This window comes from Loktanella salsilacus (assembly GCF_900114485.1).
GTDB classification, from domain to species: Bacteria; Pseudomonadota; Alphaproteobacteria; order Rhodobacterales; family Rhodobacteraceae; genus Loktanella; species Loktanella salsilacus.
On sequence record NZ_FOTF01000002.1, the window covers coordinates 269,486 to 280,372 of the forward strand.

A 10,887-nucleotide genomic window follows, 5' to 3' on the forward strand; every position below is an offset into this window, starting at 1 on the left:
CATGTTGAAAACCCTTCTCAAGCCGTTCGCGCGAGTTTTCGAGTTTCAGGCAAAGACCCATTACAAGATGGAACGGCATTCGATGGCGCTGACGGCAGGCATTATCCTCGCCGCCGGTGTCGGTGGATTTGTCGAAATTGCGCCGCTGTTCACCATCGACGACACGGTTGAAGACGTGGCCGACATGCGGGTCTACACGCCGCTGGAGCAGGCTGGGCGGGATATCTACATCCGGGAGGGTTGCTATGCCTGCCATTCCCAGATGATCCGCACGCTGCGCGACGAAGTGGAACGCTACGGTCCCTATTCGCTGGCTGTGGAATCAAAATATGACCACCCAATGCTATGGGGATCAAAGCGGACGGGGCCAGACCTCGCGCGGGTTGGGGACAAGTATTCCGATGACTGGCAGGTGCGTCATCTGATCAACCCGCGCGATTTAGTGCCTCAATCTGTGATGCCACAATACGCTTTTCTACTGGAGACACCGCTGCGCACCGACGACCTGCCGGGCAGGCTCGATGCGCTGCGTATGGTGGGCGTGCCCTACACCGATGACATGATCGCCAACGCGGCCAACGATGCTCTGGGGCAGGCGCGGCCCGATGGGGACCGCGCGAGCGGTGTGCTGGACCGGTATGGTGAGGCGACCGCAGTGCGCGCCTTTGACGGGCAAAACGATCGCCTAACGGAAATGGACGCACTGGTCGCGTATCTTCAGATCCTTGGGAATCTGACCGATGTGGCGCAGAACACCCAGCCGATGGCGGAGGAATAGGCGATGGATATGACCCACGAATGGTATGTCGCACTGTCCAAGTCGTTTGGCTTGTTCTGGCTGCTTGGCCTGTCGGTCGCGATCACGGCCTATGCCTTTTGGCCCTCGCTAGGTGGGCGGTTTGACAAGGCTGCCAACAGTATTCTCGACGATGAGGACGGACCCGCACAGCCCACGTCGACCAAGGCGGAGGACAAGGCATGTCGGTAAAGGATCGCGACCCCCTCACCGGGCACCAGACCACCGGACATGAATGGGACGGAATCACGGAACTGAACACCCGAGTGCCCCGCATCGTGTGGTTCTTCATCATCGTGACACATCTGTTCGCACTGCTCATGTGGATATTGCTACCGACGTGGCCGCTGGTCACGACCTATACAAAAGGCCTTCTTGGTTTCGATCAGCGCGACGTGGTCAAACAGGACATCGAGCTTGCCAATATGACCCGTGCCGACTGGGCAGACCGCATCGCGGCGCATCCCACAGCTGACATCCTGAAAGACCCTGAATTGATGGCCCGGGTGACGGGGACCGCGCACCAGATTTTCGGCGATAACTGCGCCGGCTGTCATGGAACCGATGCGGCCGGTGGTCCTGGGTTTCCCAGCCTCATCGACACTGCCTGGCTTTGGGGGGGTGACACCGATACGATCATGGAGACGCTGCGCGTCGGCATTAATTCGACCCACCTCGACACGCGCTATGCGCAGATGCTGGCTTTTGGTCGGGACGGCATCCTGCCACGTGATGATATCCGGCTCGTCGTCGACTACGTCCAATCCTTGTCTGGTGCCGCCGCACCTGCGGATCGTATCGCTGCGGGAGGAGAGATTTTCGCGAACAACTGCGCGGCTTGTCACGGAGAAAATGGCGACGGCAATACAGATCTCGGCGCACCAAATCTGACCGACGCGTTCTGGATCTATGGTGGCGACGACAAGGCAATGTACGAAACCATTTGGAGTGGGCGGCAAGGCTGGATGCCCTCCTGGGAGGATCGCTTATCCCTGACGGAGCGTAAGATTCTCGCCGTTTACCTGCAACATCTGGGTCAGGCGGCACCAAAATGACGGACATCATCCGCCCGCTCCAGGACAAACAAGAGCGCTTCTGGACGGGCCCGCGCCTGTTTGCAATCGCAGCGACCGCTGCCGTGATGCTCCTGTTTATCGGGGCCAACGCGCATCTGATCGCGGTGTCATTCGCGTCGAAGCCCGATTGTGTTCTGCAACCCGCAAAGGAAGGCGTCGTGGTCTATAGCGCGGCGAAACCATCATGTTGAGCGATCACACCCAAGATAAAAACGCGCCGCCGCCGCCCGATAATCCACATGCCGACGACGGCATTCCAAAGATCGTGCCACCGCTGCCACGGGAGAACCGGCGTGCGCGGGAGCTGCCTTGGCGCATGGCGTTTGACTGGCTTCGGGCCGGGTGGTCCGACCTGTGGCATAACCCTTTGCCAAGTCTGCTCTACGGCTTCGGGATCTTTGCCATATCAGCACTTATCGTGTGGGCGTTGTTTCGCTTTAACTACGGCTATGTGCTACTTCCCGCTCTTGCCGGATTCATGGTCATCGGTCCGTTGATCGCGAACGGTCTCTATGAGAAAAGCCGCCGTCTCGAGATGGATGCGACGACCAGTTACGTCGAAATGATCTTCGTCAAACCACGGTCAGGCTATCAGGCCTTGTTCATGGGCGTCCTGCTGCTGTGTCTATTTCTCCTCTGGATGCGCGCGGCGGTTCTGATCTGGGCATTGTTCTTTGGCATCGTGCCATTTCCCGGAACGGATCATATCGTGCCGATGCTGTTCATGACACCAACCGGCTGGGCTGTCCTGTTCGTGGGCAGCGCTGTCGGTGCACTCTTTGCGGCATTCTCCTTTGCCATCAGCGTCTTTGCGGTACCGATGCTGCTGACCGAACGGACCGATGCCATGTCCGCTTTGGGGACCAGTATGGCGATGGTGTGGAGCAACCTGCCTGTCATGCTGGCGTGGGGGGCCATTGTCCTCGTGTTGTTCCTGCTATCAATGCTGACGGGATTCCTGGGTTTGATCCTGATCTTTCCACTTTTGGGACACGCCACATGGCATGCGTATCGTGCCATCCGCGGCGAGATCGCTCCCGACGGCAACGCCGAACGCATGTTTGTGCGCCCGTCATGAGAGTGGCACACCGAAGCACTTCAGCAGTTTGCGGCGACGACACCGCGCGTGGTCATTGGGAGAAAAAGACATGCTGATCGAGGGATTGTTGCAGGCGGCATCGGAGCAGCTCGTCACCATCCGTGATGACGCCAAACTGATCGAAGCGGCCAAGCTTTTGAGCGCACACACCGACCTTGTGGTCGTGTGCGACGGTGACGGTATCTTGCGAGGTGTTGTCACGAAAACGGATGTCGTGAGGCAGATTAGCACCTGCCAGGGCGCGACCTGCATGTGCCCCGTCGCGACCGTGATGACATGCGATGTGGCACTGTGTCGGGGGGCCGATCAATTAAAAGTCGTGTCCGAACTGATGAAGCAGCGACATCTCAAGAATATCCCGGCGGTGGATGCGGACAACCGGCCTATCGGCGTGCTCACCGCCCGGATCATTCTCCGGTCCCTTTTAGGTGACGCCGAATATGAGGAAACTCAGATGATCGATTTCGTGAAAGGTATTGGCTATCGGTGATCTGCATCCAAACCCCTTTCAGCACGGCCAAGAGGAGATCCTGATGTCGAACCCTGACCTGACCACCGATACAACCGAAGTGCGTCAACGGGTGTTGTCGCGATGGGAAAATGAAGGCGGTGCTATGACCAAAACGGCCTTCGAGACGAACTCTGAGGTTCCCGACTTGACCAATGCCGAACTTGTTCATCTGCGCATGCGAGTAATTGCGCTCGAGAATCTGATGATCGCCGTTTTGGCAGAGGGTTCCGATCAACAGCGTCAACTTGCACTTGATATGGGGGACTACATTGCGCCGCGGGCCGGCGCGACACAGCACCTCCTGACAATTCATGCGTCCCATCACATGACGGAACTGGTGCACCGCTCCGATCGCTTCCGGACCTCGGCGTTCGCTACAAAGCCTTAACCGCGTTGGCCGATTTTAGACGAGGCTATGCTGCCTGCCGGGCCGCGCAAAGAGCATCGCGCAAAGGAAGGCGTTTGGGGGGTCATTCAGGTTTTGGAAAGACGCCTGGGATACCGGGTGGTTGATCTAAAGTCAGAGATGTTTCTCGATCTAGAGCATCGCGGTCTGATACATCCTGAACAACCGCATCCTGTTGAGCCGCTTGGGCTCATGCGGATGCTGATGCGGGCCGCTTGCCACCAGCCAGCGCCCGCAGGCCGCCCGCCGCTACGATGCCCGCAATGCCCGACGCTATGCCACTAAAGCGAAACAGCCGCGCCGCGCGTCCCGTCGGCACTGAGGTGCCGCTGTTGTTGTCGTTCGGCAAGGGGTCCTCCAGCCTCAATTGGTCGTGCGGGCGGTCTGCTTGCGCAAACGCCGCAGGTGCCAACGGTAAATGACCGGGGCCAGAATGAAGTCATAGACGACGCACGCGGTCTGCTTGATGCCGGGCACGCTAACGACGCGCGCCAGCCGCTGATATCGTGGCATCTGCGACCACAGGACCAAAAACGCCGGTATGCCCGATGTCAGCGTTCCGTCGTGCAGCACGTAAAGACGCCGGGCCGCCGTATCGGCATCCAACCCCCACTTGTCCCGCACATCTGTGTTCAGATCATCAAACCGGATCGGCAGGCTGTGCTCGCCTCCATAATGGGCGTAATGTTTAATCTCGACGTTACAGACCGGGCAGTTGGCATTATAAAGGACAGATATTTGGGGGCTATTTTCCATGTTCAGTTACGTAGATTTGGCCGGCGTAAAGCCCAACCGGCGACACGCTGGCTGGACACATTTACATAGCCACAGGTCCGGTTCGAGCCCTAACCATTTGGGATTAAGTTAAATCCTTGATCCGCGCGACCGCGTCATGCCTCGTGTTAGCGCACTACGAATACGGACACCGTCGCGTGCGATGCGAGACGACCAGCGTTCGACGCAAAAAAGTGCTCGGCAACTCCAGGAACATGGCTTGCCATAACAATCAAATCGATGCCGATTGCATTCGCAGCGCGTTTCAATACGTCGTCAAGGTCGATTGACGGGTCGTGACCGATTTCGGCATGTGGTTTAAATATGACCCCAAACTTCTGAGAACGATCCGCAGCATAGGCCGCAAGCTTTTCAGCATATTGTGCGGGGGTGCGCGCGACCTCACTCGGAGCTGCTTGGACGACGCCGACAATATGCAGTTTTGCTCCATACAGTTTTGCAATGTCAGCGGCCACCGAAAGGGCTTTGTCCAGATGGTCAGTGTGCCGAAGATCCACCGGGATCATAATGTTCGAATACATGTTCGTCTCCTTTTCATTGTCCCACACGACATCATTCGTGCAGAGATATAAAATAGCCGGTCGGTCTGCTCTGCCGACCTACCCAATCTGAATGTCCGCGATCTACGTGTCTCATGTTGACTGAGGGTGTCGGTATTGACTGCCCAGCCATGATGGAAGTCGAAGCCCAAGGGTGTCGGTTTGTGGGGCCACCAGCACGCTCGAGAAACGCGGCTCAGCTTCGGCACAGACTGGCCGGACAGATAAGTTTGCGCCTGATCGCCCCACATGGAAAAGCCGACACCCGGTGATCCGCTGACATTCATATTTTTTCGCAGGTCGTCACCTATTGAGGCCGCGGTCATCACAGCATCACCTAGGTTTGCGTAGGGCGTCGATCACGCCCTGCACCCAGGTCTTTGCGGCGTCCAGCGTGTGGTTTTCTGTGACGGCACCCTGCAGCGCACTCAACTGCTCTTCGAACAGCCCAGGTTTGCGCAGATCGGTAGCCTCTTCATCCGGGCCAAGAGGCAGGACGTTTTCAAGGTAGGTGCCACCTAGAAGATGGCGCAGAAGCCCCTCACCCAAAAAAGCCTCGTCGTTGTTCAGCGTTCGCGTTGCCCTTAACAGACGGCGGATATCATACTGCCCCGGATAGATGTCGGGCACCTGCTTCTTAAGACCAAGCAGGCTGTAGACGCCGATGCGCGCAGTGCGAACTGAACTTTCCAGCGTGAAAACCACATCATTATGGGTTTCCACAAACTGACCGAGACATGCCAAGTTTGTGGACCCCTTCGGAACTGCCCATGGGCGATCGCCGCGGGCGCGGGGCATGAACTGTGCGGTAATATAGGGCATCAGCGCGGTGCGCACCTTGGTTGCCGCGATCACCTCGTCGATCTGATCAAGAATGCCAAGGTGAAAACACAGTTCGGTCAGTATTTCACTGCCGGTGCAATCCGGCATCGGCTTTTTGACGTAGTCGCCCGGCTTATCCATCAGCAACGCATAGACCCAGGGAACGATGACATCCTCTGGCTGATCCAAAAAATGCGGCTGGCGGTTGATCGTGAAGCTCATCAACCAGGCGGAGTCGGTGATGGTGACGATGCCCCCTGTGACCGTTTTTCCGGAATAGGGATCGTTGACCGACAGTTCCTTCAACTTGTCCGTCAGTGGTGATGGCTTGCAGGTAAGCGTGGCAGATTCCCAAGTTGACATCGGCACATCGCCACAGAATTTATCTGGCCGTCCAAAGGCGGCCGATTTCAGGGCGAGGGCCTTCCACAAACGCCAGCTTGCGCCAACATCTTGGTCCGGCTCGTTTATTCTAAGCTTTGGAACCGTATCATTATCGCCAAAGGCCGTGTCCTCGACGATTGACCCGATGGTCACGAAGACCAGATCCTTTGCACCAACCGCGATCGACTTTTCTCCGCTGTGCGTATGGCACTGAATTGCCGTTGTGGTCCGGGTTTCGCCGTCGCTGACCATTTCGACGTCAGACACGACCGTGTCGTATTGGATTGTCACCCCTCGGTTTTTTAGCCACGCCATCAAAGGCACGACAAAGCTATCATATTGATTGTATTTTGGAAAAACGAGCGCGGTCATGTCGTTCAGCCCATCCATCAGATGCAGGAACCGATGCATGTACAGCTTCATTTCCAGCACCGAGTGCCAGTTTTGAAAGGCGAACATGGTGCGCCAGAACGTGTAGAAGTTGGTTGTCAGGAAACCTTCACTGAACCAATCTTCAACCGTCAGGTCGTCTAGATCTTCCTTCCGGGCAAGGAAAAGCCGCACCAGCTCAAGTTGCTGCAACTTGCTCAGTCCCATGGTCGAGAAATCCCCGATCTGGCCTTGTTTTTCAAGAAGCCGGGCCTTCGACCAATTCTTGTCAGCATCATTCACGACCCGAAATTCGTCGAGCACCGTGAAAGGTGCGGGCAGTTCCAAAGCCGGTATTTCTGAGAATACATCCCAGAAGTTTTGGTAGGTCAGCTCCATCTCGCGACCGCCACGGACGACATAGCCATCCTCAGCATTGCCAGCCCCATCAAGCGCGCCGCCCTCGATCTTTTGGGATTCGAGAATGATGATATTTTTGCCGGGCATATGACCGTCACGGATTAGGAAGAAGGCGGCGGTCAGGCCACCGATTCCACTGCCGACAATGTAGGCATGGCGGTCCGCAATGCCTTCGGTCGGAAGCGGACGGTTATTGATATAGCTCCCGTGCAGGTCAGCTGGCGGCAGCGACGTATCCAAGCCATTGTGCAAATGCTGGGACGATGCGTCAGGGGCCACATCCACGGCTTGTTCAGCCATAAGATCGATATGGGTCTTGAGGCGAGAGTTGTCTATCCGTGGCATATCAGGATTATCCATGGTGATTTCCTCGTTTAGAAATGAATCGAACCGTCACATCCGGACGCAGTGGCATCGCCACTTCGCCTTCGGGCTACCATCGTCAAATCGGAAATGATCAACACGCACACTGATCTGCATCAACCTGTTCGCTGCAGTCCGGGATATCTTAGCGACGAGGGGAAGCGCTTCGAAGAGTAGGCCTTGTGCCCGATGCTGCCCCTCGAAGACACGCCACGACATTGATCGGACCACGATATCCATGGTCTCGACGGTGCTGCCAGACTAGGGTTAGGACCCATGAATCGGTCGTGTCCGCAAAACCAGCAGCGGCTCAAGCGACCTTTTCGCCAAGGCTTCTGCGTGTGCCTGTTGTCGGCGATATCTTCCACGCTTCAGTGGTGACGATGAGCCAGAACCGCTCTTTTATCAAATAGCCCTATTTGGCCCAATAAACGCTGACGTCAGGCAACATTGATCCACCTCAACGACTGCTCACCGATCGGGTGACATAGATGTTGGTGTCAGCGGTTACGGTCAGCGTGCTCTGCGTTGCTGTCACGACACAATCCAAACCAATCCTTATTCAACGGAGAACGCCATGAGTTCTTACGATCAGTCACCGTTTGCATCGACTGTCAGGCAAGGCCGCAACCGGATTATTGCCGTCGGCATCGTGATGATACTTGCCGGTGTTGCTGCCATTGCGTTCCCGCTCATTAGCTCTCTCAGCGTTGTCTGGATCGTGGGTGTGATGCTGATAGTTGCGAGTATCGCGCAAAGCGTGAGCGCGTTCAGCTATCCCAAATGGGGCGGTATCATCCTCGGCTTGCTAATCGCCGCACTATGGCTGGCCGGAGGGCTGTATCTGCTCATGCGTCCATTGGAAGGCATTTTTGGCACTGACAGTCATCGTTGCGGTAGCTTTTCTGGCCGAAGGTACAATAAAAACGCTATTTTCATTGCAGATGCGACCTCATGCCGGTTGGGGCTGGGTTCTATTTGACGGGGTTGTATCTGTGGCATTGGGGCTAATGCTGTGGTGGCAGCTTCCGTCTGCGGCGCTTTGGTCGCTTGGCACTCTAGCAGGTATCAGCATTATAATCTCCGGCTGGACACTCGTGATAGTGCCAATTGCAGTGAGTAAGGTTTTTGGTGCCAGCGCGTTTAAAGAACTCGCAGCCTGACATTTAAATCAAGATATCAGAAAAAGCCCTCGCGGCCGCCATTTTCGGGACGGATTGCGAAACAGAAATTAAGGAAATTGATATGACAACTTCAACTCAAAATAGAAAATCCTATTTGGTAGGCGGTGGTATTGGCTCTTTGGCCGCAGCGGCATTTATGATCCGCGACGGAGGTGTGCCGGGCAAGAACATCACCATATTTGAAGCCATGCCCGTTTGGGGTGGAGCGCTGGATGCAGCCGGAAACGCAGAAGACGGGTACTCCATGCGTGGTGGTCGCATGCTGACCACCGACAATTATGAATGTACTTGGGATCTTTATAAAACCATTCCGTCCACCAGCGATTCCAGCCAATCGGTTTATGACGAGATTATTGCCTTCAATACGCGTGTCAAAGCCCATTCCCAGGCACGGCTGGTAGATCGAAATCGAGCCATCGTCGATGTTTCCACCATGGGGTTCACCATGCAAGACCGGCTGGAACTCCTTAAGTTGACAGAGGCAAGTGAAGAAACGCTTGGAACAAGCGTCATAACCGACTGGCTGTCACAGGAATTCTTTAGCAATAATTTTTGGTACATGTGGCAAACCACCTTTGCCTTTCAGCCTTGGCACAGCGCGGTCGAATTTAAACGCTACTTACACCGTTTCATGAAAGAGTTCTCTCGCATTGAAACACTCGCTGGCGTTAAGCGCACGATCTATAACCAGTTCGATTCTCTTGTGCGGCCGCTAATGAAATGGCTCGAAGCCGAAGGCGTCCATTTCCAAAACGATACCATGGTGACTGACTTCGAGTTTTTGCCAAATGCAGAAAAGCACACCGTTGTCGGGATCAAATTCAACCACGCCGGACGCGAGAACTCTATAAGTGTCGGTGAAGACGATTTGGTCTTCTTTCAGAATGGTTCCATGACCGATGCGTCAAGCGTTGGGTCCATGACATCAGCACCAAAACACCTAACAAAGGCCGACAGCGGAGGCTGGAACCTATGGGAAAAATTAGCCGATGGTCGCCCGGAATTCGGGAATCCAGCACCATTCAACAGCAGCATCCCTGAATCTTATTGGCACTCGTTCACCGCTACTCTCAAGGACACAGCTTTGTTTGATCAGATGCAGGCATTTACCGGTAATGAGGCCGGCACCGGTGGGTTAGTTACGTTCAAGGATTCAAACTGGCTTATGTCGGTTGTTCTGTATCATCAGCCGCACTTCATGAATCAACCAGAAGGTGTTCAGATACTTTGGGGTTATGCTCTGCATCCAGACCGTATTGGCAATTTCATTGCGAAACCAATGTCGGAATGTACGGGCGAGGAAATCCTTCGAGAGTTGTGCGGCCATCTTAATTTCGACTATGCTGAAACCTTCGCGGCAGCAAACTGTATTCCGTGCCGTATGCCTTATATCACCAGTATGTTTATGCCTCGGGCGCTTGCTGACCGACCGCTTCCTGTTCCAAAGAACTCCAGAAATCTGGCTTTCATCAGCCAGTTTGTTGAGGTGCCCAATGACGTTGTGTTTACGGTCGAGTACTCGATACGCGCCGCGCAGATGGCAGTATACGAATTGCTAGAGATCGACCGTGAGATTCCAGAAGTTTCGCACCATGACAGGTCTGTTAAAGTGAATTTTGATGCTGTCATTAAGGCGTTTGCGTAGGCAAGACTGCTTCGCATAAGTTCTCCTGTCGTGAGTCTGCTGGCGCTCATCGCATTTTATATGAACCAAGACCAGTTTGAGTACCAAAATTCGAGATCCATGCCGTCAAGCACGAAAATAAATTGAGTGTCCGCAGGGGCTTTGTTGATGGCTTGGATGCCCCCTCCCGACGGCATCGCAATGTGCCACTATGATGAGTGTTGAAACCATCACAGAAGGAAGGAGTATCCATGTCCGAAGTTACTATTATCGGTGTCGATCTGGCAAAGCGCGTTTTCCAGCTGCACGGTGCACACCAAGACGGTTCGGTCGCGTTTCGTAAGAAGCTTTCACGAGGTCAGTTTCTCGCGTTCGTGGCGCAGCAGCCTAAATGCCTGATCGCCATGGAGGCTTGTGCAACGGCGCATGGCTGGGGTCGGGAATTTGAGAAGTTGGGCCACGACGTGCGCCTAATCCCGCCAATCTATGTGAAGCCGTT

General features: G+C 55.2%; 14 protein-coding genes and 2 pseudogenes. 12 read left to right on the forward strand and 4 right to left on the reverse strand.

Annotation, left to right across the window (positions count from 1 at the left end; translation table 11 throughout):
* Position 1 precedes the first annotated feature (1 nt).
* From ccoO to BM131_RS20650, 8 genes and pseudogenes are all read left to right on the forward strand, one after another.
* Positions 2 to 778 carry a cytochrome-c oxidase, cbb3-type subunit II gene (gene ccoO / locus BM131_RS02790; protein ID WP_090185282.1) on the forward strand — a complete coding sequence of 259 codons (777 nt, stop codon included), beginning with the start codon at positions 2 to 4 and terminating at the stop codon, positions 776 to 778.
* A 3-nt stretch (positions 779 to 781) separates the two neighbouring features.
* The gene (locus BM131_RS02795) at positions 782 to 988 is read left to right on the forward strand and encodes a cbb3-type cytochrome c oxidase subunit 3 (protein ID WP_090185284.1); all 207 of its coding nucleotides are present in this window, start codon (positions 782 to 784) and stop codon (positions 986 to 988) included.
* On the forward strand, positions 979 to 1,851 hold the full coding sequence (ccoP, locus tag BM131_RS02800) for a cytochrome-c oxidase, cbb3-type subunit III (protein WP_090185287.1): 873 nt from the start codon (positions 979 to 981) through the stop codon (positions 1,849 to 1,851). Before BM131_RS02795 ends, ccoP begins: the two co-directional genes overlap by 10 nt.
* Entirely contained in the window at positions 1,848 to 2,063 is a 216-nt protein-coding gene (locus BM131_RS02805; RefSeq protein WP_090185288.1) for a hypothetical protein, read from the forward strand. Before ccoP ends, BM131_RS02805 begins: the two co-directional genes overlap by 4 nt.
* Positions 2,057 to 2,950 (forward strand): DUF2189 domain-containing protein, encoded by an 894-nt coding sequence (locus BM131_RS02810; protein WP_090185292.1) that lies wholly within the window; start codon positions 2,057 to 2,059, stop codon positions 2,948 to 2,950. The genes BM131_RS02805 and BM131_RS02810 overlap by 7 nt, the downstream gene beginning before the upstream one ends.
* Before the next feature lie 70 nt (positions 2,951 to 3,020).
* Positions 3,021 to 3,461 (forward strand): CBS domain-containing protein, encoded by a 441-nt coding sequence (locus BM131_RS02815; RefSeq protein WP_090185294.1) that lies wholly within the window; start codon positions 3,021 to 3,023, stop codon positions 3,459 to 3,461.
* A gap of 43 nt (positions 3,462 to 3,504) precedes the next feature.
* Positions 3,505 to 3,870 (forward strand): hypothetical protein, encoded by a 366-nt coding sequence (locus BM131_RS02820; RefSeq protein WP_175499135.1) that lies wholly within the window; start codon positions 3,505 to 3,507, stop codon positions 3,868 to 3,870.
* Between the two features lie 27 nt (positions 3,871 to 3,897).
* Positions 3,898 to 4,029 (forward strand): annotated as a pseudogene (locus BM131_RS20650) (TehB-like domain-containing protein); the annotation flags it as partial.
* A 49-nt stretch (positions 4,030 to 4,078) separates the two neighbouring features.
* Here BM131_RS20650 and BM131_RS20470 read toward each other — a convergent pair.
* The 4 genes from BM131_RS20470 to BM131_RS02840 form a co-directional block, all read right to left on the reverse strand.
* A complete protein-coding gene (locus BM131_RS20470) occupies positions 4,079 to 4,237 on the reverse strand; it encodes a hypothetical protein (protein ID WP_245754112.1) in 159 nt (52 codons plus the stop codon).
* Between the two features lie 14 nt (positions 4,238 to 4,251).
* Entirely contained in the window at positions 4,252 to 4,644 is a 393-nt protein-coding gene (locus BM131_RS02830; RefSeq protein WP_090185299.1) for a thiol-disulfide oxidoreductase DCC family protein, read from the reverse strand.
* Between the two features lie 146 nt (positions 4,645 to 4,790).
* Positions 4,791 to 5,204, reverse strand: a complete 414-nt coding sequence (locus tag BM131_RS02835) for a universal stress protein (RefSeq protein WP_090185302.1) — start codon at positions 5,202 to 5,204, stop codon at positions 4,791 to 4,793.
* 351 nt (positions 5,205 to 5,555) lie between these two features.
* Positions 5,556 to 7,577 (reverse strand): oleate hydratase, encoded by a 2,022-nt coding sequence (locus BM131_RS02840; RefSeq protein ID WP_217646835.1) that lies wholly within the window; start codon positions 7,575 to 7,577, stop codon positions 5,556 to 5,558.
* A 580-nt stretch (positions 7,578 to 8,157) separates the two neighbouring features.
* Here BM131_RS02840 and BM131_RS02845 point away from each other — a divergent pair.
* The 4 genes and pseudogenes from BM131_RS02845 to BM131_RS02855 all read left to right on the forward strand — a co-directional run.
* The gene (locus BM131_RS02845; protein WP_090185307.1) at positions 8,158 to 8,562 is read left to right on the forward strand and encodes an HdeD family acid-resistance protein; all 405 of its coding nucleotides are present in this window, start codon (positions 8,158 to 8,160) and stop codon (positions 8,560 to 8,562) included.
* Entirely contained in the window at positions 8,453 to 8,743 is a 291-nt protein-coding gene (locus BM131_RS20750) for a hypothetical protein (RefSeq protein WP_425434297.1), read from the forward strand. Before BM131_RS02845 ends, BM131_RS20750 begins: the two co-directional genes overlap by 110 nt.
* Positions 8,744 to 8,825: 82 nt before the next feature.
* The gene (locus BM131_RS02850; protein WP_090185310.1) at positions 8,826 to 10,409 is read left to right on the forward strand and encodes an oleate hydratase; all 1,584 of its coding nucleotides are present in this window, start codon (positions 8,826 to 8,828) and stop codon (positions 10,407 to 10,409) included.
* 230 nt (positions 10,410 to 10,639) lie between these two features.
* Positions 10,640 to 10,887 (forward strand): annotated as a pseudogene (locus BM131_RS02855) (IS110 family transposase); the annotation flags it as partial.

Bases quoted from the DNA above. Each gene is read 5' to 3' on its own strand.
- BM131_RS02810 (WP_090185292.1), top strand. From the start codon at position 2,057: ATGTTGAGCGATCACACCCAAGATAAAAACGCGCCGCCGCCGCCCGAT.
- BM131_RS02805 (WP_090185288.1), top strand. From the start codon at position 1,848: ATGACGGACATCATCCGCCCGCTCCAGGACAAACAAGAGCGCTTCTGG.
- BM131_RS02795 (WP_090185284.1), top strand. From the start codon at position 782: ATGGATATGACCCACGAATGGTATGTCGCACTGTCCAAGTCGTTTGGC.
- BM131_RS02840 (WP_217646835.1), bottom strand. From the start codon at position 7,577: ATGGATAATCCTGATATGCCACGGATAGACAACTCTCGCCTCAAGACC.
- ccoO (WP_090185282.1), top strand. From the start codon at position 2: ATGTTGAAAACCCTTCTCAAGCCGTTCGCGCGAGTTTTCGAGTTTCAG.
- BM131_RS02815 (WP_090185294.1), top strand. From the start codon at position 3,021: ATGCTGATCGAGGGATTGTTGCAGGCGGCATCGGAGCAGCTCGTCACC.
- BM131_RS02830 (WP_090185299.1), bottom strand. From the start codon at position 4,644: ATGGAAAATAGCCCCCAAATATCTGTCCTTTATAATGCCAACTGCCCG.
- BM131_RS02850 (WP_090185310.1), top strand. From the start codon at position 8,826: ATGACAACTTCAACTCAAAATAGAAAATCCTATTTGGTAGGCGGTGGT.
- ccoP (WP_090185287.1), top strand. From the start codon at position 979: ATGTCGGTAAAGGATCGCGACCCCCTCACCGGGCACCAGACCACCGGA.
- BM131_RS02835 (WP_090185302.1), bottom strand. From the start codon at position 5,204: ATGTATTCGAACATTATGATCCCGGTGGATCTTCGGCACACTGACCAT.
- BM131_RS02820 (WP_175499135.1), top strand. From the start codon at position 3,505: ATGTCGAACCCTGACCTGACCACCGATACAACCGAAGTGCGTCAACGG.
- BM131_RS02845 (WP_090185307.1), top strand. From the start codon at position 8,158: ATGAGTTCTTACGATCAGTCACCGTTTGCATCGACTGTCAGGCAAGGC.